Source organism: Sinorhizobium sp. 6-70, from assembly GCF_030124375.1.
GTDB lineage: Bacteria > Pseudomonadota > Alphaproteobacteria > Rhizobiales > Rhizobiaceae > Sinorhizobium.
Genome location: NZ_JASKLS010000002.1, coordinates 621,946 through 645,470, shown reverse-complemented (window position 1 = coordinate 645,470; position 23,525 = coordinate 621,946). Strand labels below are relative to the sequence as shown.

Genomic DNA, 23,525 nt, shown 5'->3' with positions numbered 1-23,525 from the left:
ATGCGTGCTGGCAAGCTCTCGCCACAATCGTATATTGGCCAACACCGACGTTCACGCCCAGGTATCCCCGACTGTGAAACCTTCGGTGAACGGATCATCATTATCGAGCACAATCGTATTCAGGCCATAGATCCAACTGGTGCCGGTGAGGGTCGGAACGACGGCGGGGTTGCCTCCGATTATTGCCTCGTCGACGAGCCTGCCCGTGTATATGTTACCCAGAATACCCTGGTGCCGGAAATCCTGGTTGAGCGGCAGTTCGCCCTTTGCATGCAGGACGGCCATCTTTGCGCACGTGCCTGTGCCACAAGGGCAACGATCAAGGGCCCCCGTCCAGGTAGCGGGATTGTCCCAGGAGAAATCACCCGACGCCATGGTCACCGTGTTCTTCCAGTCGGCTCGCGGATCATCCGTTGGCCCCGACAGCTGAGAGATCGTGATGCCTACGCCCGGATAATCCGGGTGGACAACGGGAAGTTGCTCGATCGCCGCCTGCCTGATCATCGACGAAACGCGGGCGATCTCCCTGCCATGCTCCGGGATCAGTTCAAGGCCGCGGAACTGCCGGACATCCGCGATGACGTAGAACATGCCGCCCCAGCCGACATCCACGGTCACCTTTCCAAGCTGCGGCACGTCAATAACGGCGTCCAAATGGGCCGCAAAGGCGGGCACGTTCTTGAACGTGACGCTCTTGACCTTGCCGTTTTCGCACTGGGCCCTTATTCGGATCAAACCGGCGGGCGCCTCAAGGACAAGCTCGGTGACGGGTTCCTTCATCGGGAGCATGCCCATTTCCAGGAGCACCGTGACCACCGAGATCGTATTGCCTCCCGACATCACCGGATATTCGATCTGCTCCAGGATGATGTAGCCGGCATCGGCCTCGGCATGGGTGGGCGGCACGATGATGTTGCAGCAATGCGCCGGGTACCCACGCGGCTCGCGAAGCAGAAGCTTGCGCAACTGATCGTCATTTGTCTCGAGCCATTTCATTTTGTCGTAGACGGAGTTTCCGGGGATATGCGGAATCCCTCCCGTGACGACGCGCATCGGAGTGCCGGCATGCGTATCGACAGCATGAATTGTTCTCTTGAAGGCCATATCTGACTTCCTCTTAAAGTTGTTCAGTTCAGTTGTGCGTCCAATTGCTGCTCGGCAGCGCAAGGCGACGATTGGAGCGCCTGCGTCGCCGGGAACACCGCCGCCGTCGATCAGTATGGCTTCGATTCAACGTCAGCGACGTTGGACATGCGCATTCTCCACTTGCCTCGTTTAGCCAGCCCCAACGCCATTGCCCGAAAGAGTGCTCTGGACCGGCGAGACCAATTCGGGGCTTCCCAACGAGAAAGGAATTTAGTATACGATATTTATTATCCGAAGCGGCGATCCTGTCAACGGGCTTGTCCGCTGTCGGTGGAAAGATGTCCTGGGAAGATGCCTTGGGCATCGAGGTGGTCGCTTCGCGGCCGCGAGAGCGGCGCGGGGAATGACAATCCAGACGTGGGACGGGATAACGCGGCGCCCGTCTCTTTTTCATGCCGCTAATAAAAGGGAACGAGAATGAGAAGAATGCTTGCGTCTACATGTCTGCTGGCCGGTCTCGCCGGTGGAGTGATATCTGCCAACGCCGCAGAATGCGGTGATGTCAGTATCGTCATCCATAATGTCCAAAGCGCCGAAGTCCTCGCATACGTGGACAAATTCATTCTGACCGAGGGATACGGCTGCAACGTCGAAACCGTACCTGGTGACACCGTCCCGACGACCACGTCCATGGTCGAAAAGGGTGATCCCGACGTCTCCCCGGAAACCTGGGTTGACCTCTTGCCCGAAGTCGTTCCGCGCGGCGTCAAGGAAGGCAAAATCGTATTTGCAGCTCCGGCCTTGCCTGACGGCGGCGTACAGGGCTGGTGGATTCCGAAATACGTGGCCGACGCCCATCCCGACATCAAGACCGTCGACGACGCGCTCAAGCACCCGGAGCTTTTCCCCGACCCCGAGGACTCGAGCAAGGGTGTTATCTTCAACGGTGCAGCAGGCTGGGGTGCGACGGTCGTTACCGCGCAGCTTTTCAAGGCCTACAAGGCTGAGGAAAAGGGCTTCAGCCTCCTCGATCCGGGCTCCGCCGCGGGCCTCGACGGCGCGATCGCCAAGGCCTATGAGCGGAAGGAAGGCTTTATCACCTATTACTGGGCGCCCACATCGCTGCTGGGCAAATACGATATGGTGATGCTCGGTGCCTCTGTGCCGCACGACGCCGCGGAATGGAAACGCTGCATCACCAATCTGGCGTGCCCAGATCCCAAGGTGAACGCTTGGCCGGTCGACAAGGTCTATACGGTCGTGACCAAGCAATTCGCCGACCGTACCAGCCCGGAGGTCATGGAGTACCTCAACAAGCGCGGCTGGAGCAATGAAACCGTCGCCAAGCTGATGGCTTGGGAAACCGAAAACCAGGCAACGGGTGAGGAGGGCGCCAAGCATTTCCTCGAGGAAAGTAAGGACATCTGGACCAAATGGGTTCCCGCTGAAGTCGCCGGCAAGGTCGAGGCTGCCCTATAAGCACTTGTTGCGTGCGGTAGCTTTAACATAGCACCGCACGCTTTTCACAGCGCAGTGCCGGGACGATCCAACCGGATGCATCCACACGCCAGAGTCTTTGCGGCATCCTGCCGGGCACCATAAGCATTCTATGAAGCAAGAGAACAGGATCGAGATTGAAGATGTCAGATGAAGTCGTACTCAATCAGGTAGAAGCCGAAAAGTTGGCCACACGGGCCTGTCTGGCCGTCGGTGCAAAGGAAACCACCGCCCGCTCGCTCGTGGACGCCACCTTGTCGGCAGCGCTTTATGGACCTTCCACGCTCGGATTTCCGCACTTGGTGGATTACCTTAACAGCTTTCGCGAAGGACGAATCAATTGCGATGCCGCACCCACTTCTGAGCGTCCTTACCCGGCTTTCGTTGTTTCGGATGCCGACGGAGGAATCGCGCAGCTCGGTTTCGACATTGCGTTCGAAAACCTAGTCGACGCGGTGCGTCAATTCGGGGTCGCCATCTTCACTCAGACGAACAGCTACACAACCGGAGAACTGGGCTACTACGTTCGCAGGCTGGCAGTGGAAGGAATAGTCGGTATTGCCGCTACCAACGCAAACGCAATGGTGGTCGCAAAGCCGGGGGGCCCCGCCGTCTACAGCACCAACCCGATGGCGTTCGGCTTTCCGCTGGGAGAAGGATCGCTGCCGTTGATCATCGACCAGGCGTCGAGCGCGACGGCATACGTCAACATTGTCGCAGCCGCCGCGGAGGGTCGCAGCATCCCGGAGGGATGGGCAGTGGACGAAATGGGGATGGACACCCAAGACCCTGCAAAGGCTCTTGGCGGAGCGCTCCTTCCTTTCGGTGGGCGCAAGGGCGCCAATGTGGCTTTGATGGTGGAAATGCTTTCGGCCGGCTTATCCGGAGGGCCTTGGTCGCTGGACACGCCGGACTTCAGATCAGGTAGCGCCAGCCCCGCCGTCGGACTAACGGTCATCGCGCTGATGCCTGGGCGCCCCGGAGACGGTCACATTGAACGCGCGCGTGGCCAAGCCGCCCGCCTACGGAAACACGGCGTATTTGTGCCTGGTGTAAGCGGCATCGAATACCCGAAGTCGCCGTCGGAAGCCCTGAAAATACCACGCGCCGTATATGAGACGATAGCGAACATTGCGGGCGCATAACGGTTGCCCGCCATTCGTCGCCGGCACCTCGGCGAACGCCGCTTATGGAATTGGTCAAAGAGAACTGGGCGAGTGGACAGTGCTCGCGGACGGCCTTGGATTCTCTGGTGACCCGATTAAGCCGGGGTGGCCTTTGGTCGATGCTTCAACAGCGAGTCGCAGGCATGCATGATGTGCGTATGGACGAGCGCCGCAGCCTGGTCACCATCATGGCGACGGCATGCCTCAAGAATTTGCCGATGCTCGCGATCAGCAGTCTCTTGGCCTTTTGAGAGCGAGAGTTGGACTCTGAGATATCGCTCGATCCGGTCGTTGACCGATCGAATCATGTTCAAAAGAAATGGCCGGGCCGCATCCTCGTAGAGGCATGAGTGGAACTGCCAGTTGAGTTCCGCCCAACGGGCGACGTTGGTTTCCCGCCCAAAGGCATCGCAGTAGGCTTGCGCGCGCTCGAACGTAGCTTCGGTCATATGAGGCACCGAGAACCTGATCGCACTGGATTCCAGGATCGCTCGGACCTCGAAAATCTGGACAATCTCCGGTTCCGACACCGAAGTTACGACAGCCCCCTTGTTTCGTTGGAACGCGACGAGCCCTTCTGCTTCAAGCCGCTTCAAGGCTTCGCGCACGGGGATTTTAGAGACGTTAAACAGTCGAGCGACGTCGTCCTGTCGGATGGGCTCTCCCTCGTCCAGCGTTCCGTCGATGATCGACTCCCGGATGAACTTGAGGATGACATCGGATGCAGTCGGCGCCGCGCCGAGGTTGGGAACCTGCTCTGATTTGAGGGGCATTCGGAACCTTTTAACTCGCCGCCAAAGCCGGTATATATCGTAGACGATGTGTGGTTACAAGATTTGCGTTTCCGAGTAACTCACTGACTCTGCGGCGCTTTCCAAAACTGACTCTCTTTCCATCGTCCTCCAATCGAATGGACGGCATTCTCTCCTGATCAGATAGAATATCGTATACGTTGCGTAACGGCGGAAGAGCCGTGCTGTCGGCTTCCTTTAGCGAGTGGCGCTGGCCAGGCAGGGAGGTATCAATCTTCGCCATGTCGAGGGTCGCTCCGCGCCCCGCCTCGGCAACCAGTCGAACTGCGCGCGAATTGGCTCCGGCGCTGAAGCGCCTGGTCTGCTCATTGTATTGCTGGCCGGCGCCATCGCTCGAGCATCTCGCCAGTGTCTGGCAAGTGGATTTCTGAGTTTGAACAGGCCATCCCGCAGCGGATCGCGTGTCAGGTTGCGGTCGGTGCCGAATGTTGGAGGCGAGCCTGGCCGCGAACGGCCATTTGCGTCTTGCAAACGAACTCCATATGTGAACAATATCTTTACATAAGAAAAATGGAGGAGGAGATAATGCTCGACGACCGCGGTCGCGCCCGTTTGATAAGCACGACCAATCATGGCCAGTTGCAGCTGCTGGCACGAATCTGTGCAGGATTTCCTGATGAATGAATTCGCACCGACCGTCGGCGTCTCGACGACGCGCCCCTCCGACATGCCGGAGGATCATGCGGCCCTTCCGGTCTGGAATGCGGAGAATTGGTTCTACGAGGATTGGCCGGTCGGTCAGCGCATCCGTTCGTTGCGCAGGACGATCTCGGAGAGCGACAGCCACCTGTTCAACACGCTGGTCGTCGACATTCACCCTTACGTCCAGGACCAGATGTTCGCGGAGCGCGAAGGAATCTTCGGCCGTCGCCTGGTGGCTGGCGCCTTTGTCTTCTCGGCCGGTCTCGGCCTCGTTGCCACGAACTGTGTCAACGCCTTTTCCTATGGCTACGACAAGCTGCGCTTCATCAAGCCGGTCTTTCTGGGCGACACGATCTACACGATCCGCACCAACATGGACAAAACACCGCGCTACAAGGAGTTGGGCCTGATCCGAGCCAGCTACCAGGTCTTCAAGAACGAGGGCGAACTGGTGCTCTACTGCGAGCACCTGCAGACGGTGAAATACAAGAATCCGGCCGACTTCGCCGGCAAGACAGAGAAATAAGAACAGCGATGCACGAGGAAAACGAACTGCCACTTGCCGGTCTTGTCGTCGTCGACATGAGCCAGTTTCTCTCCGGTCCTTATTGCTCCCTGAGGCTGATGGACCTCGGTGCGCGCGTCATCAAGATCGAGCGCCCGGACGGTGGCGATCTTTCGCGCCGCCTCTATCTCAGCGACACCGAGATCGGTGGCGACTCCACGATTTTCCACGCAATCAATCGGGCCAAGGAGAGCTTGGCAATCGATCTCAAGGACGAGGCGGATGTGGCGGCACTGAGGGCGCTGCTCGCCAGGGCCGACGTCTTGATCCAGAACTTCCGACCCGGCGTCATCCAACGGCTCGGGCTCGACTACGAGGCCGTTCGGGCGATCAATCCACGCATCGTCTACGCTTCGATCAGCGGCTATGGGGAAGAAGGTCCCTGGGTCACGCGCCCCGGTCAAGACCTTCTGGCGCAGGCTCGCTCCGGCGTGATGTGGCTGAACGGCGACGAAGCGCAAGGACCGGTCCCTTTCGGTCTTGCCGTTGGCGACATGCTTGCCGGCGCCGCCGCCGCGCAGGGCATTCTCGCTGCCCTCGTCCGCCGCGGCATATCCGGCAAAGGCAGCCTCGTTGAAACGAGCCTGCTCGAAGCCCTGGTCGATTTCCAGTTCGAGGTGCTGACGACCCACCTCAACGATGGCAGACGGCTGCCGAAGCGCTCCGATTTCCGCAGCGCTCACGCTTATCTGTCCGCACCTTATGGGGTCTATCCCGCCAAGGATGGCTATCTCGCCATCGCGATGACGCCGATCTCAAAACTTGCCCAACTGCTGGAGATGCCGCAGCTCGCACCCTATTGCGACAACCCGTCTTCGTGGTTCTCCGCGCGCGACGAGATCAAGACCCTGATCGCGGAGCGCATCGGCGAGAACACCGTTGACCATTGGTTGGCAGTGCTCGAGCCGGCCGACATCTGGTGCGCTCGCGTGCTCAACTGGAACGAATTGCTTGAGAGCGATGGTTTTCGTATCCTCGACATGCTGCAGACCGTGAACCGCGAAGACGACGTGTCGATCCTGACGACGCGGTCGCCGCTGCGGGTCAACGGTCGGCGGGCTCAGGTCGACCGCGCGGCCCCACGGATCGGCGAACACAGTGCATCCATTCGCGAGGAGTTCGGCCTATGAGCGTCACCTTGAAAGGCATGACGTGGAGCCATCCGCGCGGCTACGATCCCCTGGTGGCGTGTTCCCGGCTCTGGCAGGAAAAGACCGGGGTTGCCATCCATTGGGAGAAGCGCTCGCTGCAGGATTTCGAGACCTATCCGGTCGAGGAACTGGCCAAGGCTTATGACCTGATCGTTATCGATCACCCGCATGTCGGGCAGATCACCAACGAAGGGTCCCTCGCGCCCCTCGACGTGGCCGGCCGGGAGGCCGAACGTCAGGCACTGGCTGCGAGCTCAGTCGGGCAATCCTATCCGAGCTACGCCTGGAACGGGCGCCAATGGGCCTTTCCGATCGATGCTGCGACACAGGTCCAGGCCTGGCGCCCGGACCTTGGCGACCGTGTTTCGAGCTGGTCCGACCTGCTTTACCTCGCCCGCACGGGTGCAGTGCTGCTGCCGCTGCGGCCGCCGCATTCGCTGATGAGCGTCTATACTCTCTGCGGCAATCTCGGTCATCCCTGCGCGGTGGACGGACAAGCGGACCTCGTCGACCATGAAGGGGGCGTGGCCGCCTTCGAGATGCTTCGTGAGCTTGTCTCGCTTATCGATCCAGCCTGCTTCGAGATGGATCCGATCGCGGTATTGGAGGCGATGTCAGGCCCGGAGGCAACGACCGCCTGCGCGCCGTTGATCTACGGCTATGTCAGCTATTCCATTGCCGGTTTCCGGCCATCGCTCATCCGCTTTGGCGACATCCCGGTTGCTGGCCAGAATGGCCCGAGCGGTTCTGCGCTTGGCGGAACAGGAATTGCCGTCTCCGCCTTCTCGTCGTCCATCAGGCAAGCGAGCGATTTTGCCTATTGGGTTGCAAGCGGAGAGGTGCAGCGCCAGGCCTACGCCTTTGGCGGTGGACAAGCCGGACACGGCGACGCCTGGGACGATGATGCGGTGAACGCGGCAACGGCCGACTTTTACCGCGCGACGCGCGCGACGCTGGAAACCGCCTGGGTGCGTCCGCGACACGATGGCTACATGCCATTCCAGCAGGCGGCCTCGGATCGCATCAATGACGGGCTGCTGCGCAAGGAAAAGGCGAGGCAGGTCGTAGACGATCTCAACCGGCTCTTCGTCGAAAGCTTCGCCAAAGTGTAAGGATAAACGTCGGAGATGTGGGTAGGCCCGTCTCCGACGCTTCGACAATATGTCCGCAGCCGGCGGCTTTAGTCATTGTCTTGCGGGTGTGCGGCCACGATCGGCCGCGCGGCGCCTTAAGCCAGGTTCCAGATCCGACGCGCGTTTGCCGAAAGCAGCTTTGTCCGTTCTTCAAGGCTGCAGCCGTCAAGCAGCGCGTGGGTAGTCGCGACCCAGGTGGAGAGGTTGCCGCCGAGGGTGCAGACCGGCCAATCGCTGCCCCAGACGACGCGGTCCCAGCCGAAGGCGGCGATCGTATGTTCGACGTAAGGTCGTAGCGTCTCGGCATTCCAGCTTTCATCGGCATAGGCGACGACGCCGGAAATCTTGGCGACCACGTTCGGCCGTCGTGCGATCTCGCTTATGTGCTCGCGCCAGGGATGCTCGGCGCCGCTGCGAATATCGGGAACACCGCAATGGTCGAGCACGAACTGCAGATCGGGCACGAGATCGGCAAGAGCGATGGCCTTTGGGATCTGGTGCGGCAAGACGCAGAGATCGAAGGTAAAGCGGCTGCCGGCAAGCCGCTTGAGGTTCTCGCGGAACACGGCACCGTCGGACAGATCGTCGGGGACGACGTGCAAGACGCGACGAAAACCCTTGACGAGAGGATCGCCCTGCTGCCGTTCGAGATAGGCGGCGAAGCCATCCTCTTCGGGACGGCACGCGGCAATCGCGCCCGTGAGCAGACTGCCCTCCCGTCGTGAAAGCTGCCTAACTTCACTGGTCTCGATCTCGATCTCTCGCGGATCGACATCGACTTCCATGTGCAACGCGGTATCGATGCCCACACGCCGAGCTTCCGCCTCATAAGTCGAATAGAGAAAGTCCCGATCCAGGGCGGGAACACCTGCTAGCCAAGGATAGGTCAGCGCGGACTTGTTGATGAGATGCAGATGGGTGTCGACGATCAAGATCAGGCCTCCTCCGTATGTCTCACCCTCTCACATAAGAAGAACCCATTCAAATAAGAAATTGACGGATTGATCGTGAAGCCAAGCGCCGACGCTTTGTCGGCACCTGCTCATTCAGACGCTTGCGCCACGTCCGATCCAGCGAGCACCGAAAGCTGTGTCGCCGCGTTGCGCAAGAGCGATATGGTCTCGGTGATATCGGGAGCAGATGGCGCGTTGACTAGCGCAATATAGGGAATGGTCAGGGCTGCGATACCGCGTCCGTCGGGGCCAAGTATGGGAGCCGAAAGGTTGTAGACGCCCGCCGTCTGCGCGCTCGCCATCATTTCGTAGCCACGCTCGCGGATTTGGTCGAGACGCGCATAGAATTCCGGCCCGAGCGAGATCTCGTCCTTGCTGCGAGCGTGCTCGGAAATCATCATCTCACGCTCCTCAGGGGTGCGGAAGGCAAGCAGAACATGCCCGGAACCGGTGTCGAACAGGCTGATATGTGAGCCGACCCTGATCGAGATACCCCAATAGTCCGGAGCTTCCTGCTGGGCAATGACCACGGCCGACCCTCGATCGAACACCGTCAACTGGTTTGCCTGCTTGGACTTTTGCGCAAGGTCGCGCATCAAGGGCGTCGCGTAGGAGACGAGGCGCCGCACCGGCGCGTGCAACTGGGCTAGACCGAAAAGCTTCAGTGTCAGGGCATAGCGGTCGCCATCGATTCGGGTGACATAGCCACGGCGCACGAGCCGGTCGAGCATCCGGTAGAATTCGTTCGGGCTGCGATTGAGCCTCTTCGATATCTCAGCCTGCGTCAGGCCGCCATCGACGCTCGCCAGCAGTTCGAGAATGTCAAGTCCCTTGTCCAGCGCGGGGGCGCGGTAGCGATCGGACTCTTCGATGTCCATGAGCGTCCTCCTTGGTGAATAGAAATATCCATATACGCAGAGAAAGCCGCCGACAAAGGAAAGTTTGCCCTTGACGAGCGATAAAATGATTGTTTGTATATAAATTAGTTTCTCACAAATGAGAAATGCGCGCCGGGACTAGGGGCGCTTCTGTGGAGGAGAGGTTATGAACAGGCTGCTTTCCGGCGTCTCGGCCGGAGTCATCATGCTTGCTTGCGCAGCGGGAGCGGCCAGCGCCGCGGAACTGCCCGGCAAGTTCGAGGGCGTCACCATCGACGCCAAGCTGATCGGCGGACAGCAATACGAAAAGCTCTATGAGCGGATCGCGGAATGGGAGAAGGCGACCGGCGCCAAGGTCAACATCCTGTCGAAGAAGAACCACTTCGAACTCGACAAGGAGATCAAGTCGGATATCGCCACGGGCGGCGTCAGCTGGTGCGTCGGCTCGAACCACTCCTCCTTCGCCCCGCAGTATCCCGATATCTACACCGATCTCTTGGCCCTGCTTCCGTCGGACGAGATCGCGAAGTTCGTTCCGGCCGTAATCGACGCTTCGACGCTCGGCGGCAAGCTCGTCATGCTTCCGCGCGCGCAGTTCGATGTATCAGCGCTCTACTATCAAAAGAGCCTCTATCAGGACGACGCCAAGAAGGCCGCCTTCAAGGAAAAGTATGGCTACGACCTTGCGCCGCCGGACACCTGGGCCCAGGTCAGCGACCAGGCCGAATTCTTCGCAGCCCCTCCGAATTTCTACGGCACGCAGTTTGCTGGCAAGGAAGAGGCCATCAATGGCCGCTTTTATGAAATGCTGGTCGCCGAGGGCGGCGAATACCTCGACAAGGATGGTCGTCCGGCCTTCAACTCGGAGGCGGGTGTCAAGGCACTCGACTGGTTCGTCAAGCTCTATAAGGACAAGGCTGTCCCCCCGGGCACGACGAACTATCTCTGGGACGATCTCGGCCAGGGCTTTGCGTCCGGCTCGATCGCCGTCAATCTCGACTGGCCTGGCTGGGCAGGCTTCTTCAACGATCCGAAGTCATCGAAGATTGCTGGCAATGTCGGCGTCAAGGTTCAACCGGCAGGCTCCTCGGGCAAGCGCACAGGCTGGTCCGGTCACCATGGCTTCTCGGTTACGGAGGATTGCGCCAACAAGGAGGCGGCCGCATCGCTCGTCTGGTGGCTGACCAACGAGGACAGCCAGAAACTGGAATCGGCGGCCGGTCCGCTGCCGACGCGCACGGCCGTGTGGGAGTACAACATCAAGGCCGCCGAAGGCGACGCCTACAAGACGGAAGTATTGCAGGCCTTCCAGGAAGCGGCCAAACACGCATTCCCGGTTCCGCAGACGGCGGAATGGATCGAAATCTCCAACGCCGTCTATCCTGAACTCCAGGCCGCCATCCTCGGCGACAAGACGTCGAAGGAGGCGCTCGACGCCGCAGCCGAAAAGGCAACCGGCATCCTGGAAGATGCTGGAAAGCTCTGATTGTAAGTAAAGGAAGGCGGCGCCGATACCAAGGTGTCGGCGCCCCCTTCGCCTATTCCTGCATAGCTCCTCGGATCAAAGCGATCCGAGGGAAAATCATGCCGCAAGTTTCATGCCTTGCAGCGCCGCTTGCGCGGCGCGCCTGACGCGCGGCGTTGTCATGTCATCCCTCAGGACTGCCTGATGAAGCTCAAGAAACTGTCTGCACCGGTCCTTCTGCTGCTGCCGGCCTTTGTCGTGCTGGCAGCGGTCATCGTGCTGCCGCTTGTCTTTTCATTCTATTCGAGCTTCACGCCGTTTCGGCTGACCAAGCCTGAATCCCTGTGGATCTTCGTCGGTCTGCGCAATTACATCGCGGTGTTGAGCAACTGGGATTTTTGGATTGCCTTCGGCCGTACCGTCCTCCTGCTCACCATCGCCCTGAACACGGAGATGCTGCTTGGCCTGGGCCTGGCGCTCCTCGTCAACAAGGCCACCCACGGCCAGCGGCTGCTGCGCACGGTGATGATGTTCCCGATGATGTTTTCACCTGTGCTCGTCGGCTTCCAATTCAAGTTCATGTTCAACGACAACATCGGTTTCGTGAACAACGCGCTGCAGTCGCTCGGGCTGACGGATCGAGCGATCCCGTGGCTGATCGACGGCAATCTTGCGCTGGTCTCGATCATCATTGCCGAGGTCTGGTCATCGACTGCAGTCTTCGCCATTCTCATCCTTGCGGGACTTCTGGCCATGCCGAAGGATCCGGTCGAGGCAGCGCATGTTGACGGTTGCACGCCGTGGCAGACCTTCCGCTACGTCACCTGGCCCTATCTTATGCCGTTTGCCTTCATCGCCATGACGATCCGCTCGCTCGACGTCGCGCGCGCCTATGACATCGTGAAAATCATGACCGATGGCGGACCGGCCAAGCGCACCGAGCTTCTGTGGACCTTGATCGGCCGTACGGCCTATGCCGACGCACGCATGGGGATGGCGAACGCCATGGCCTACGTCGCCATTCTGCTTTCGATCGTCTTCACCGTCTATTTCTTCCGCAAGCTCGCCGCCGCGCGCCAGCAGATCGGAGCCGAGTGGTAATGGATATCAATTCGTCGCATCGCCTGCGCCGGCGCCTCCTGAAAACGGCGCATCTGATCGGGCTGTTTATTGCTATGGCCGTGATCTGCCTGCCTGGCCTGTGGATCGTGCTGTCGTCGCTGCGTCCAACGGTCGAGATCATGGCAAAACCGCCGGTCTGGATCCCGGAAAGCCTGTCACTCGATGCCTATCGAGCCATGTTTTCCGGAGCCGGGCAGGGCGGGGTTCCCGTCTGGGATTATTTCCGCAACTCACTGATCATTTCCGTCACGTCGACGGTGGTTGCTCTGGCGATCGGCATGGCGGGCGGTTACTCTTTTGCCCGCTATCGCTTCAAGGCAAAGTCGGCGATCTTTCTCGGCTTCATGCTGACGCGAGCGGTGCCAGGCATCGCGCTCTCGCTCCCGCTCTTCATGATCTATGCCCGCACCGGCATCATCGATACCCATTTCAGCCTGATCCTGACCTATGTCGCGCTGAACGTGCCCTTCACCATCTGGTTGATCGACGGTTTCTTCCGCCAGGTTCCAAAGGATCTCGCCGAAGCCGCGCAGATCGACGGTTGCACGCCCTGGCAGGCCTTCTGGCAAGTGGAATTTCCGCTTGCCGGTCCCGGAATCGCGTCCGCCGGCATCTTCGCTTTCCTAACTTCCTGGAACGAATATGCCCTGGCCTCGCAAATCACCCGCTCGGTCAATTCGAAAACCTTGCCCGTTGGCCTGCTCGACTATACCGCCGAGTTCACGATCGATTGGCGCGGCATGTGCGCGCTCGCCGTGGTCATGATCGTTCCGGCGCTCACGCTCACCTTCATCATTCAAAAGCACCTCGTTTCGGGCCTCACCTTCGGCGCGGTGAAAGGATAACATTCATGGCTCCTGTCACCCTCAGGAAACTTGTCAAACGCTATGGCGCGCTCGACGTCGTTCACGGCATCGATCTCGAGGTGAAGGACCGCGAGTTCATGGCGCTCGTCGGCCCCTCCGGTTGCGGAAAATCGACGACACTGCGCATGATCGCTGGCCTCGAGGACGTAAGCGCCGGTGCCATCGAGATCGGCGGCCGCAAGGTCAACGACCTGCCGCCGCGCGCCCGCAACATCTCGATGGTATTCCAGTCCTACGCGCTCTATCCGCATATGACTGTCGCGGAGAACATGGGTTTCTCGCTGAAGATCGCCGGCCGCTCTGTGGATGAAATCAAGGCGCGCGTCGAAGAGGCTGCAACCATTCTCGACCTTGGCCATCTGCTGGAGCGCCGTCCGTCGCAACTGTCGGGCGGCCAGCGTCAACGCGTGGCCATGGGGCGTGCGATCGTGCGTCAGCCCGATGTCTTCCTGTTTGACGAGCCGCTGTCGAACCTCGACGCGAAGCTGCGAACCCAGGTCCGCACCGAAATCAAGAAGCTGCATGCACGCATGCAGGCGACGATGATCTATGTGACCCATGACCAGGTCGAGGCGATGACGCTCTCCGATCGCATCGTCATCATGCGCGACGGTCATATCGAGCAGGTCGGGACGCCGGAGGAAGTGTTCCAGCGGCCCGCCACGAAATTCGTCGCCGGCTTCATCGGTTCGCCGCCGATGAACATGGACGAAGCCATCGTCGATCAAGGACAGTTGGTCTTTGCGACCGGGATCCGCCTGCCGATTCCGCCCCGATTTGTCGGTGCTGTTCGTGCAGGACAGAAGGTCACCTTCGGTCTGCGCCCGGATGACATCTATCCGTCGGGGCACGGTCTTCATGCCGGCGATGCCGCTGCCGTGCATGAGGTCGATCTGCCCGTCACAATTACCGAGCCGCTCGGCAACGAGACTTTGGTGTTTACCCAATTCAATGGTCGCGACTGGGTTTCGCGCATGCTCAATCCGCGTCCCCTGCGCTCCGGCGAAAGTGTGCGCATGAGCTTCGACCTTTCGCGCGCCCATCTCTTCGATATCGAGACCGGAAAGGCGATGGGAGGCTGACATGGCAAGGATCGAGAAAATTGAGCTGCGCATGGTCGATCTGCAGCCGAAGGTGAAGCGGACCGACGCGATCCAGAGCTTCGTCAGTCAGGAAACGCCGATCGTCACGATAACGGATTCCGATGGCGCGACCGGCACCGGCTACAGTTACACGATCGGCACCGGCGGATCCTCCGTCATGCGCCTGTTGTCCGATCACCTCGTTCCGATCCTGATCGGCGAGGACGCCGATTGCATCGAGGCCATATGGCACAAGATGGAGTTTGCCACCCATGCCACGACGATCGGCGCGATAACGGCGCTGGCGCTGGCCGCCGTTGACACCGCCCTTTGGGACCTGCGCGCCCGCAAGCAGAAGCTGCCGCTCTGGAAGCTCGCCGGTGGCGCCAAGGACAATTGCCCGCTCTACACCACCGAAGGCGGCTGGCTGCATATCGAAAAGGAAGCCCTCGTCGAGGATGCGCTCCAGGCCAAGGCCAAGGGTTTTTCCGGCTCCAAAGTCAAGATCGGCAAGCCGCACGGATCCGAAGACTATGACCGCCTTTCGGCCATGCGCAAGGCACTCGGCGATTGCTTCGAGATCATGACCGATTGCAACCAGGGGTTCTCCGTCGACGAGGCGATCCGCCGCGCCGCGCGCCTGAAGGAGCTGGATCTGGCCTGGATCGAGGAGCCGTTGCCGGCCGACGACCTCGACGGCCACATCCGCCTGACCCGTTCGACGCCGACCCCGATCGCCGTCGGCGAATCCATGTATTCGATTCGGCATTTCCGGGAGTATATGCAGAAGGGGGCCTGCTCGATCGTGCAGGTCGACGTCGCCCGCATTGGCGGCATTACCCCGTGGCTGAAAGTTGCGCATGCTGCCGAGGCGTTCGATATTCCGGTCTGCCCGCACTTCCTGATGGAACTGCATGTCAGCCTCGTCTGCGCCGTGCCGAATGGCAAATATGTCGAATACATTCCGCAGCTTGATGAACTGACGACGAAGGGCATGGAGATCCGCGACGGACGCGCGATCGCGCCGTCGGAAGCCGGTATCGGTATTGCCTGGGACTGGGATGCGGTCAGCGCGCGCTCTATCGACGAGTTCACCCGCGAATTTACGAAATAGGGAGGCCCGCCATGCAACGGATGGGAATGGTGATCGGCCTCGAGCCCGAAAAGATCGCCGAATACAAGAAACTGCACGCTGCCGTCTGGCCGGAGATCCTAGCGCTGATCTCCGATTGCAACGTCACGAATTACTCCATCTTCTTGAAGGAACCGGAGAACCTGCTGTTTGGCTATTGGGAATATGTCGGCGAAGATTTCGCCGCCGATATGGCCAAGATGGCAGCGCACCCGAAGAACCGGGAATGGTGGTCGGTGTGCATGCCTTGCCAGAAGCCGCTTGAAACGCGCAAGGACGGCGAATGGTGGGCGATGATGGAGGAAGTCTTCCATCATGGCTGACCGCTTCGACCCCACGTCCCTGCGGCAATGGTGGCCGGCACCTGAAAACCCGCGGCCGATCGTCATCTTCGGCGCCGGCAGTATTGTTGGCGACGCGCATCTTCCGGCCTACCGAAAGGCGGGCTTTCCTGTTGCCGGCATCTTCGACCCGAACGGCGAGAAGGCAGCTTCGCTTGCTGCCGACTGGGGCATTCGGGCGTTTGCCACCGAAGCGGAGGCCCTGGCCAGTCCAGATGCGATTTTCGACCTGGCAACGCCGCCGGCCGCGCATGCCTCGATCCTGTCGAAACTGCCGACCGGCTCGGCCGCGCTGATCCAGAAGCCGATGGGCGGGGATCTCGCAGCCGCGACGGAGATCCTCAACGTCTGCCGCGAGCGGCAACTGAAGGCGGCTGTCAATTTCCAGCTGCGCTTTGCCCCGATGATGCTGGCGCTGCGCGACGCAATCGGCAAAGGCTACCTCGGCCAGGTTGTCGATTTCGATGCATGGCTTGCTCTCGCCACGCCCTGGGGCCTCTGGCCATTTCTGAAAGGGCTGCCGCGGATCGAGATCGCAATGCACTCGATCCACTATCTCGACCTGATCCGTGGGCTCCTTGGCAATCCGAACGGTGTGCACGCAAAGACGATAGGCCACCCCAACCATGAGGTGGCGCAGACCCGCACGGCCGCAATCCTCGACTACGGAGACAGCGTGCGCTGTGTGCTTTCGGTCAATCACGATCACGATTTCGGCCGCAAGTTCCAGGCTTGCGAGTTCCGCATTTCGGGGACGGAGGGCGCCGCATACGTCAAGCTTGGTGTCAATCTCGACTACCCACGCGGCGAGCCCGACGAACTCTGGATCCGTCCTGCCGGCGGCATGGAATGGGTTGAGGTACCGCTCAAGGGCGCCTGGTTCCCGGACGCTTTTGCCAATCGCATGGCGAACCTGCAACGCTTCGCCAGCGGCGAGGACGAGCAGTTGACCGGCCCGGTCGACGACGCCTGGCAGACCATGGCGCTGGTCGAGGCGGCCTATCAATCCAGCGCGCGGCCCGCAACCCCGATCGCGCCACTTCCCGGACGTTGACGATGGCAGAACAGACAATCCACTTCGAAGACTATGAGCTCGGCCATGTCAGACTGACAACGGGCCGGACGATCACGGAAACCGATTTCGTGGTCCATGCCGGACACACGGGCGACTTCTTCCCGCATCACATGGATGCTGAATTCGCCAAGACCCTGCCGGGCGGGCAGCGCATCGCCCACGGCACCATGATCTTTTCGATCGGCGTCGGCCTCACGGCGTCGCTGATCAATCCGGTCGCCTTTTCCTATGGCTATGATCGGCTGCGGTTCGTGCGTCCGGTCCATATCGGCGACACCATCCGCACCCGCGTGACGATCTCAGCCAAGGAGGACGATCCGAAGCGACCGACGGCGGGGCGCGTCGTCGAACGATGCGAAGTTATCAACCAGTGTGGCGAGGTCGTCCTTGCCGCCGACCATATCCTGATCGTCGAACGCAAAGCATAAGGGTTCAACTATGACAACGGATCTTTCTGGCAAGGTCGTCCTTGTCACCGCCGCAGCCCAGGGCATCGGCCGCGCCACCGCGCTCGCCTTTGCCAAGGCCGGCGCGACGGTGCATGCCACCGATATCAATGTCGACGCGCTCGCAACGCTGGCGACGGAGGGTAATGTCGAAACCCATCGGCTCGACGTTCTCGACGGTAGCGCGGTCGAGGCGCTGGTTGCGAAGATCGGCCGAGTGGACGTACTCTTCAATTGCGCCGGTTTCGTGCACGCGGGCTCGATCCTCGAGATGAAGGATGCCGATCTCGAATTCGCCTTCGACCTCAATGTCAAGGCGATGATCCGCACCATCCGCGCTGTATTGCCGGGCATGCTTGCGCGCAAGGACGGCTCGATCATCAACATGGCTTCGGTCGCCTCGAGCATCAAAGGCGTGCCCAACCGCTTCGCCTATGGCGTCACCAAGGCGGCGGTGATCGGCCTTACGAAATCGGTCGCCGCCGACTATGTCGCGGAGGGTATTCGCTGCAACGCCATTTGCCCGGGCACCGTGGAAAGTCCGTCCTTGCATGAGCGCATGCGCGCCCAGGGCGACTTCGAGACGGCACGGGCCGCATTCATCGCCCGCCAGCCGATGGGACGGATCGGCACGCCGGAAGAGATCGCCGATCTCGCTCTCTACCTCGCCGGCGCGACCTATACCTCCGGGCAGGCCTACGCCATTGACGGCGGCTGGACCATCTGACCTCTATCCAAGGAAACAGCACATGAAATTTCTTCGTTATGGCGAACCGGGCCGCGAAAAGCCGGGCCTCATCGACTCCGACGGCACAATCCGCGACCTTTCCGGAGAAGTGGCGGATCTGGCCGGCGATATCCTCGACCCCGAAAGGCTGGCAAAGCTCTCCAGGCTCAACCCAGAGACCTTGCCGGCGGTCGCCGGCGATCCGCGGCTCGGTCCCTGCGTGGCAGGTACCGGCAAGTTCATCTGCATCGGCCTCAATTATTCCGATCACGCCGCCGAGACCGGAGCGACGGTGCCGCCCGAGCCGATCATCTTCATGAAGGCGACGTCGGCGATCGGCGGCCCGAACGACGATCTCGTCCTGCCGCGCGGCTCGGAAAAGACCGACTGGGAAGTAGAACTCGGCATCGTCATCGGCCGCACGGCCAAATATGTCAGCGAAGCCGATGCACTCGACCATGTCGCCGGTTATTGCACCATCCACGATGTTTCCGAACGCGCCTTCCAGACCGAGCGCCATGGCCAATGGACGAAGGGCAAGTCCTGCGACACGTTCGGGCCGACCGGACCCTGGCTCGTCACCAAGGACGAGGTGCCGGATCCGCAGAACCTGCCGATGTGGCTGAAGGTCAACGGCGAGACGATGCAGAACGGCTCGTCCAAGACCATGGTCTTTGGCGTTGCCTACCTCGTTTCGTATCTCTCGCAGTTCATGTCGCTGCAGCCGGGCGATATCATCTCGACCGGCACGCCGCCGGGCGTCGGCATGGGCATGAAGCCGCCGCGCTATCTGAAGGCCGGCGACGTCGTCGAACTCGGCATCGAGGGCCTCGGCACTCAGAAGCAACGCGTTCGCGCCGACGCCTGAACGCGTACTGATTGGAGCAAAACATGACCCGCATCACCGATCTGCGCGTCTTCGATCTACGCTTTCCCACTTCGCAGAGCCTCGACGGATCCGATGCCATGAACCCGGATCCCGACTATTCCGCGGCGTATGTCATCCTCGACACTGACGATCCGGCATTGGCAGGGCATGGCCTGACTTTCACGATCGGACGGGGTAATGACATCTGCTGCATGGCCATCAAGGCCATGCGTCACCTCGTCGTCGGCCAGAACACCGCGGACATTCTGGCCAATCCGGGTCGGTTCTGGCGGCATCTGACTGGTGACAGCCAGTTGCGCTGGATCGGCCCGGAGAAGGGAGCGATCCACCTTGCGACGGGTGCCATCGTGAACGCGATCTGGGACCTCCTGGCCAAGGAAGCGGGCAAGCCCGTCTGGCGGCTGGTCGCCGAGATGACGCCGGAACAGATCGCCGACATCGTCGACTATCGCTACCTGACCGATGTGCTGACCCGCGACGAGGCGATCACAATTCTGCGGAAAGCGGAGCGAGGCAAGTCCGAGCGCATCGCGACGCTCGAGAGGGAAGGGTATGCCTGCTACACGACCTCGGCCGGCTGGCTTGGTTATGACGACGACAAGCTGCGGCGGCTCGCTCAAGAAGCGATCGATCAGGGCTTCAACCACATCAAGATGAAAGTCGGGCGCGATCTCGCCGACGACATTCGCCGCTTGACGATCGCCCGAGAGGTAATCGGTCCGGACCGCTATCTGATGATCGATGCCAATCAGGTCTGGGAAGTCGGCGAAGCGATCGACTGGATCAAGCAATTGGCCTTTGCCGAGCCGTTTTTCATCGAGGAACCGACGAGCCCCGACGACGTCGCCGGCCATCGCAAGATCCGCGAGGCAATCGGCCCGGTGAAAGTCGCGACCGGCGAGATGTGCCAGAACCGGATTATGTTTAAGCAATTCATCGCAGGAGGTGCGATCGACATCGTGCAGATCGATTCCTGCCGCATGGGCGGTCTCAACGAGGTGCTGGCGGTCTTGCTGGTAGCGGCGAAGTATGAGCTTCCGGTCTGGCCGCATGCGGGCGGGGTGGGGCTCTGCGAATACGTCCAGCACCTGTCGATGATCGACTATGTCGCCGTGTCAGGGACCAAGGATGGCCGGGTGATCGAATATGTCGACCACTTGCATGAACACTTCCTTGAACCTTGCGTCATCCGCGATGCGGCCTACATGCCGCCGCTGCGGCCGGGCTTTTCGATCGAGATGAAGCCGCAATCCATCGAGGACTACACCTTCCGAGGTTAAACTCCGCACATATTCATATATAACGCACCTATTCACTCTATTTTGTGGGCCGTCGCAGGAATCCTGCGGCGGCCCTATGTTTTTTCGAAGTTGCCGCGATTTACGGTCCCTGCACCGTATCATCGCCACCTTGCGACATTCCTCTTGACGCCCGAGGATCATTTGTAAATAACTTATTCATTCGCTTATGAATGAAATCCGGAGGGGAGTCCGGAAGAGGAGGACCAATGAAGAAGTTCATGCTCGCCGCCGCCATGGCCGCTTTATCCTATGTCGGCGCGAACGCGCAGGAATACAGCCTGCGTTTCTCGACCTCGCAGGTGAATCCCAACGAGCCGATCGTCAAGGCGATGAAGACCTTCTCCGAACGCGTCGAGAAGCGCTCGGATGGCCGAATCGCCATTACCGTAATGACCGGTGATCAGCTCGGCGCCCAGAAGAAGGTCAACGAAATGGTGATGAGCGGTGCCAGCCTGCTCAGCGCCACCGACTACGGCCAGCTCGGCCAGTTCGTGCCCGACATGTCGATCCTGGCCGGACCTTACGTCTATCCGAGCCTCCAGGCCACGGATCGCCTGTTCGCATCCGATCTCTACAAGGAATTGTCCAGCAAGCTCGAGGCGCAGGGCATCAAGATCATCATGCCCAACGGTCTCTTCGGATACCGCCACATCATCTCCAACAAACCGGTCCGCACCCCGGCTGATCTTTCCGGCGTGACGATCCGCGTGCCGTCCTCGCCGATCATGATGGCGACCTTCGGCGGCTACGGCGCGCGCCCGACGGAACTGCCGTGGGGCGATGTCTACAATGCGCTGCAGACCGGCGTCGTCGACGCCGCTGAGGGGCCATTCGGATCGATCGCCGGGGCGAAGTTGAACGAAACCCGCAAGGTCATCTCGAAGACTGGCCATCAGATCATGTTCACCGCTTGGGTCGCATCCACCCAGTTTTTCAACGGCCTGCCCGAAGACCTGCAGAAGATCCTTCTGGAGGAGGGGCAGACGATCGCCAAGGAACTGACGCAGATGACCCTTGAAACCGACGATGCCTATGCAAAGCAGTTGACCGATTCCGGTGTCGAGATCGTAACAGACGTCGACATTCCGGCTTTCGTCGAAGCCTCGCGCGTCGCCTATGACAAGGTGCCGAATATTACCCCGGGCATCTACGACCGCGTGCAGAAGGCGATGGCGCAGTAGGGCGACGAAGCCGCCCTACTCCGGCAACCCGGCGCTGGCCTGACGGCGACACCGCATCGGTGACTTGACTGACGCAGAATGTGAGACGGGCACAGCCGAGCCGAAAATGGGTGGCACATTGAGCCACCCATCTCCTTCTCTCCAAATGACTGAGGCCGCCATGGAAACCTCACTCTTGCGGGAAGAGACCATTCCTCTTCTCAGTTTTCGCCGCGCCGACGAGGCGATCGGCGTTGCCGCGCTCATCGTCATCGTCTTCTCGATCCTCTGGGGCGTTGTCAGCCGCTACATTTTCCCTCAACCGGCCGCCTGGACCTACGAGCTGGCGGTCATGGCCTTCGCTTATCTCGTCTTTTTCGGCGCCGTTGCCGGCGTCCGTCTGGGAACGCATGCGGCGATCGATGTGCTGGTCACGGCGTTGCCTGCGAGCTGGCAAAAGGCGATTGCTTGGTTCAATTACCTGTTGCTCGCCGTCTTCTTCGTGGTGATGACGGTGCTGTTTGCGTGGCAGGCCTGGACGTCGCGCCAGGTCCACACCATCGCGCTCGACCTGTCGCGCAGCCTCTCCTACGGCCCGCTCGGCGTGGCATCTGCCGGCATGTTCATCCAGCACCTCATCGTCGAAAGACCGTGGACCGTCCGGGTGCATCGCAATGCGGAATCGCTGATATGACCTTCTTTCATCTTGCCGGCCCATCGTTGCTCGTCGTCGTGCTCTTCCTGCTGTCGACTCCGATCACCTGGGCGATGGCGATCGGAGCGCTGGCCTTCTTCCTGCTCAACATGGATATGATTCCGCTTGCCAACTTCGCCCAGGAGATGGCCGAAGGAAGTCAGTCCGTGTCTCTGCTGGCGCTGCCGCTTTTCGTGCTCGCGGGCTGCATCATGAACGCCTCGGGCATCACGCGTCGGTTACTCAACCTCGCCGACGTCCTCGTCGGCCATATGACCGGCGCGCTCGCTCAGATGTGCACGGTCCTCGGCACCCTGCTCGGCGGCTTGACTGCGTCCGCGAATGCGGACGCGGCGATGCTGGCGAAGACCCTCGGCGTCGAGATGTCGGAGAGGGGATACAGCCGTGCTTTCGCCGCGGTCATCACCTCGTCAGCCGCCATCATCACCAGCCTCATACCACCGTCGATCGGCCTCATCGTCTATGGATTCCTTGCCGAAACCTCGATCGGTCGGCTGTTTGCGGCCGGCGTCGTGCCCGGCCTCGTGCTTGCCGGTGGGCTGATGATCACCACCTATTTCATTGCCAGGAAGCGAGGTTACAAGCCGCTGCGCAAGGAGCGGGCAACGCGCGCCGAAGGCGTGAAGGCGCTTGTCGATGGCATCTGGGCGCTTTCGATCCCGGTGGTCATCTTCGTCGGCACCCGCTATGGGCTGTTCACGACCACAGAGGCTGGCGCGGTCGTCGTCGTCTACGTGCTGTTCGTTGCAGTCTTCGGTTACCGCGAGTTCACCATCCGTCAGATCCCCGAGGTACTTGCCGAGTCCGTGCGCGATTCAGCCGTGGTCATGATCATGATCTGCGCGGCTGCGGCCTTCGGTTTTTACCTCGCCTGGGAACAGGTGCCGCAGGCGATGTCGAGCTGGCTCGGTGGCGCGACCGACAACCCGCTGCTGATGCTGCTGCTGATCAACGTGCTTCTGATCGTCATCGGTACAGCGATCGAGGGCTCGGCGGCGTTGATTATCCTGACGCCGATGTTGATCCCGATTATCGACGGCGTCGGTATCGATCGTGTGCATTTCGGCATCGTCTTCATCACCAACCTGACCATCGCCGGCATCACGCCGCCGGTCGGCGGCCTGATGTACATCTCGTCGATGGTGCTGAAGGTTCCAATGATGGCCTATGCGCGCGAGGTGTTGCCCTATCTCGCGATGATGATGGTGTTGCTGCTGATGCTCAGCATGTTCCCGCAACTTTCGCTCTGGCTGCCGAACCTCGTTTATGGGACGACAGCCGTTCAATAGGAGATTGCCAGCCTGGGTGGTTGAGTGCCGAC

At 60.6% G+C, this 23,525-nt stretch carries 23 protein-coding genes; 19 read left to right on the top strand and 4 right to left on the bottom strand.

Annotated elements, in window-relative coordinates; translation table 11 throughout:
- Positions 1-51: 51 nt before the first annotated feature.
- On the bottom strand, positions 52-1,104 hold the full coding sequence (locus QN222_RS06720; RefSeq protein WP_283961208.1) for a proline racemase family protein: 1,053 nt from the start codon (positions 1,102-1,104) through the stop codon (positions 52-54).
- 459 nt (positions 1,105-1,563) lie between these two features.
- On the opposite strand from QN222_RS06720, the gene QN222_RS06715 reads away from it, so the two are divergent.
- The gene (locus QN222_RS06715; protein ID WP_283961207.1) at positions 1,564-2,565 is read left to right on the top strand and encodes an ABC transporter substrate-binding protein; all 1,002 of its coding nucleotides are present in this window, start codon (positions 1,564-1,566) and stop codon (positions 2,563-2,565) included.
- A gap of 161 nt (positions 2,566-2,726) precedes the next feature.
- Positions 2,727-3,728: an Ldh family oxidoreductase gene (locus QN222_RS06710; protein WP_283961206.1), complete on the top strand. Its 1,002-nt coding sequence runs from the start codon at positions 2,727-2,729 to the stop codon at positions 3,726-3,728.
- Between the two features lie 116 nt (positions 3,729-3,844).
- Here the strand turns inward: QN222_RS06710 and QN222_RS06705 are convergent, their stop codons facing one another.
- Complete coding sequence (locus tag QN222_RS06705; protein WP_283961205.1) at positions 3,845-4,522, bottom strand: GntR family transcriptional regulator; 678 nt, start codon at positions 4,520-4,522, stop codon at positions 3,845-3,847.
- A gap of 655 nt (positions 4,523-5,177) precedes the next feature.
- On the opposite strand from QN222_RS06705, the gene QN222_RS06700 reads away from it, so the two are divergent.
- From QN222_RS06700 to QN222_RS06690, 3 genes are read left to right on the top strand one after another with little or no spacing between them, the layout of a single operon-like run.
- A complete protein-coding gene (locus QN222_RS06700) occupies positions 5,178-5,729 on the top strand; it encodes a MaoC family dehydratase (protein ID WP_283961204.1) in 552 nt (183 codons plus the stop codon).
- An 8-nt stretch (positions 5,730-5,737) separates the two neighbouring features.
- On the top strand, positions 5,738-6,898 hold the full coding sequence (locus QN222_RS06695) for a CaiB/BaiF CoA-transferase family protein (RefSeq protein ID WP_283961203.1): 1,161 nt from the start codon (positions 5,738-5,740) through the stop codon (positions 6,896-6,898).
- Entirely contained in the window at positions 6,895-8,031 is a 1,137-nt protein-coding gene (locus QN222_RS06690; protein WP_283961202.1) for an ABC transporter substrate-binding protein, read from the top strand. Before QN222_RS06695 ends, QN222_RS06690 begins: the two co-directional genes overlap by 4 nt.
- A gap of 116 nt (positions 8,032-8,147) precedes the next feature.
- On the opposite strand, the gene QN222_RS06685 is transcribed toward QN222_RS06690, so the two are convergent.
- Together QN222_RS06685 and QN222_RS06680 are read right to left on the bottom strand one after the other, a co-directional pair.
- Positions 8,148-8,984: an amidohydrolase gene (locus QN222_RS06685; protein ID WP_283961201.1), complete on the bottom strand. Its 837-nt coding sequence runs from the start codon at positions 8,982-8,984 to the stop codon at positions 8,148-8,150.
- A 110-nt stretch (positions 8,985-9,094) separates the two neighbouring features.
- The gene (locus QN222_RS06680) at positions 9,095-9,883 is read right to left on the bottom strand and encodes an IclR family transcriptional regulator (protein ID WP_283961200.1); all 789 of its coding nucleotides are present in this window, start codon (positions 9,881-9,883) and stop codon (positions 9,095-9,097) included.
- 205 nt (positions 9,884-10,088) lie between these two features.
- On the opposite strand from QN222_RS06680, the gene QN222_RS06675 reads away from it, so the two are divergent.
- The 14 genes from QN222_RS06675 (at position 10,089) to QN222_RS06610 (ending at position 23,493) form a co-directional block, all read left to right on the top strand.
- Complete coding sequence (locus tag QN222_RS06675) at positions 10,089-11,369, top strand: sugar ABC transporter substrate-binding protein (RefSeq protein ID WP_283961214.1); 1,281 nt, start codon at positions 10,089-10,091, stop codon at positions 11,367-11,369.
- Between the two features lie 183 nt (positions 11,370-11,552).
- Positions 11,553-12,449: a sugar ABC transporter permease gene (locus QN222_RS06670; protein ID WP_283961199.1), complete on the top strand. Its 897-nt coding sequence runs from the start codon at positions 11,553-11,555 to the stop codon at positions 12,447-12,449.
- Positions 12,449-13,315: a carbohydrate ABC transporter permease gene (locus QN222_RS06665; RefSeq protein ID WP_283961198.1), complete on the top strand. Its 867-nt coding sequence runs from the start codon at positions 12,449-12,451 to the stop codon at positions 13,313-13,315. Before QN222_RS06670 ends, QN222_RS06665 begins: the two co-directional genes overlap by 1 nt.
- 5 nt (positions 13,316-13,320) lie before the next feature.
- A complete protein-coding gene (locus QN222_RS06660; protein WP_283961197.1) occupies positions 13,321-14,418 on the top strand; it encodes a sn-glycerol-3-phosphate ABC transporter ATP-binding protein UgpC in 1,098 nt (365 codons plus the stop codon).
- A 1-nt stretch (position 14,419) separates the two neighbouring features.
- Complete coding sequence (locus QN222_RS06655) at positions 14,420-15,532, top strand: mandelate racemase/muconate lactonizing enzyme family protein (RefSeq protein ID WP_283961196.1); 1,113 nt, start codon at positions 14,420-14,422, stop codon at positions 15,530-15,532.
- 11 nt (positions 15,533-15,543) lie between these two features.
- Complete coding sequence (locus tag QN222_RS06650) at positions 15,544-15,873, top strand: L-rhamnose mutarotase (RefSeq protein WP_283961195.1); 330 nt, start codon at positions 15,544-15,546, stop codon at positions 15,871-15,873.
- Positions 15,866-16,945 (top strand): Gfo/Idh/MocA family oxidoreductase, encoded by a 1,080-nt coding sequence (locus QN222_RS06645; RefSeq protein ID WP_283961194.1) that lies wholly within the window; start codon positions 15,866-15,868, stop codon positions 16,943-16,945. Before QN222_RS06650 ends, QN222_RS06645 begins: the two co-directional genes overlap by 8 nt.
- Positions 16,946-16,947: 2 nt before the next feature.
- On the top strand, positions 16,948-17,394 hold the full coding sequence (locus tag QN222_RS06640) for a MaoC/PaaZ C-terminal domain-containing protein (protein WP_283961193.1): 447 nt from the start codon (positions 16,948-16,950) through the stop codon (positions 17,392-17,394).
- Positions 17,395-17,404: 10 nt separating this feature from the next.
- On the top strand, positions 17,405-18,139 hold the full coding sequence (locus QN222_RS06635) for an SDR family oxidoreductase (protein ID WP_283961192.1): 735 nt from the start codon (positions 17,405-17,407) through the stop codon (positions 18,137-18,139).
- 22 nt (positions 18,140-18,161) lie between these two features.
- Positions 18,162-19,007: a fumarylacetoacetate hydrolase family protein gene (locus tag QN222_RS06630; RefSeq protein WP_283961191.1), complete on the top strand. Its 846-nt coding sequence runs from the start codon at positions 18,162-18,164 to the stop codon at positions 19,005-19,007.
- Between the two features lie 23 nt (positions 19,008-19,030).
- Positions 19,031-20,308, top strand: a complete 1,278-nt coding sequence (locus tag QN222_RS06625) for an L-fuconate dehydratase (protein WP_283961190.1) — start codon at positions 19,031-19,033, stop codon at positions 20,306-20,308.
- A gap of 227 nt (positions 20,309-20,535) precedes the next feature.
- On the top strand, positions 20,536-21,510 hold the full coding sequence (locus QN222_RS06620; protein ID WP_283961189.1) for a C4-dicarboxylate TRAP transporter substrate-binding protein: 975 nt from the start codon (positions 20,536-20,538) through the stop codon (positions 21,508-21,510).
- 160 nt (positions 21,511-21,670) lie between these two features.
- Positions 21,671-22,183 carry a TRAP transporter small permease gene (locus QN222_RS06615; protein ID WP_283961188.1) on the top strand — a complete coding sequence of 171 codons (513 nt, stop codon included), beginning with the start codon at positions 21,671-21,673 and terminating at the stop codon, positions 22,181-22,183.
- Positions 22,180-23,493: a TRAP transporter large permease gene (locus QN222_RS06610; RefSeq protein ID WP_283961187.1), complete on the top strand. Its 1,314-nt coding sequence runs from the start codon at positions 22,180-22,182 to the stop codon at positions 23,491-23,493. The genes QN222_RS06615 and QN222_RS06610 overlap by 4 nt, the downstream gene beginning before the upstream one ends.
- The last annotated feature ends 32 nt before the right edge of the window (positions 23,494-23,525 follow it).

Coding starts and splice junctions, on each gene's coding strand:
- QN222_RS06715 (WP_283961207.1), top strand. CDS start 1,564: ATGAGAAGAATGCTTGCGTCTACATGTCTGCTGGCCGGTCTCGCCGGT.
- QN222_RS06615 (WP_283961188.1), top strand. CDS start 21,671: ATGGAAACCTCACTCTTGCGGGAAGAGACCATTCCTCTTCTCAGTTTT.
- QN222_RS06720 (WP_283961208.1), bottom strand. CDS start 1,104: ATGGCCTTCAAGAGAACAATTCATGCTGTCGATACGCATGCCGGCACT.
- QN222_RS06640 (WP_283961193.1), top strand. CDS start 16,948: ATGGCAGAACAGACAATCCACTTCGAAGACTATGAGCTCGGCCATGTC.
- QN222_RS06705 (WP_283961205.1), bottom strand. CDS start 4,522: ATGCCCCTCAAATCAGAGCAGGTTCCCAACCTCGGCGCGGCGCCGACT.
- QN222_RS06610 (WP_283961187.1), top strand. CDS start 22,180: ATGACCTTCTTTCATCTTGCCGGCCCATCGTTGCTCGTCGTCGTGCTC.
- QN222_RS06690 (WP_283961202.1), top strand. CDS start 6,895: ATGAGCGTCACCTTGAAAGGCATGACGTGGAGCCATCCGCGCGGCTAC.
- QN222_RS06675 (WP_283961214.1), top strand. CDS start 10,089: ATGCTTGCTTGCGCAGCGGGAGCGGCCAGCGCCGCGGAACTGCCCGGC.
- QN222_RS06625 (WP_283961190.1), top strand. CDS start 19,031: ATGACCCGCATCACCGATCTGCGCGTCTTCGATCTACGCTTTCCCACT.
- QN222_RS06630 (WP_283961191.1), top strand. CDS start 18,162: ATGAAATTTCTTCGTTATGGCGAACCGGGCCGCGAAAAGCCGGGCCTC.
- QN222_RS06645 (WP_283961194.1), top strand. CDS start 15,866: ATGGCTGACCGCTTCGACCCCACGTCCCTGCGGCAATGGTGGCCGGCA.
- QN222_RS06655 (WP_283961196.1), top strand. CDS start 14,420: ATGGCAAGGATCGAGAAAATTGAGCTGCGCATGGTCGATCTGCAGCCG.
- QN222_RS06700 (WP_283961204.1), top strand. CDS start 5,178: ATGAATGAATTCGCACCGACCGTCGGCGTCTCGACGACGCGCCCCTCC.
- QN222_RS06620 (WP_283961189.1), top strand. CDS start 20,536: ATGAAGAAGTTCATGCTCGCCGCCGCCATGGCCGCTTTATCCTATGTC.
- QN222_RS06695 (WP_283961203.1), top strand. CDS start 5,738: ATGCACGAGGAAAACGAACTGCCACTTGCCGGTCTTGTCGTCGTCGAC.
- QN222_RS06650 (WP_283961195.1), top strand. CDS start 15,544: ATGCAACGGATGGGAATGGTGATCGGCCTCGAGCCCGAAAAGATCGCC.
- QN222_RS06670 (WP_283961199.1), top strand. CDS start 11,553: ATGAAGCTCAAGAAACTGTCTGCACCGGTCCTTCTGCTGCTGCCGGCC.
- QN222_RS06710 (WP_283961206.1), top strand. CDS start 2,727: ATGTCAGATGAAGTCGTACTCAATCAGGTAGAAGCCGAAAAGTTGGCC.
- QN222_RS06680 (WP_283961200.1), bottom strand. CDS start 9,883: ATGGACATCGAAGAGTCCGATCGCTACCGCGCCCCCGCGCTGGACAAG.
- QN222_RS06665 (WP_283961198.1), top strand. CDS start 12,449: ATGGATATCAATTCGTCGCATCGCCTGCGCCGGCGCCTCCTGAAAACG.
- QN222_RS06635 (WP_283961192.1), top strand. CDS start 17,405: ATGACAACGGATCTTTCTGGCAAGGTCGTCCTTGTCACCGCCGCAGCC.
- QN222_RS06660 (WP_283961197.1), top strand. CDS start 13,321: ATGGCTCCTGTCACCCTCAGGAAACTTGTCAAACGCTATGGCGCGCTC.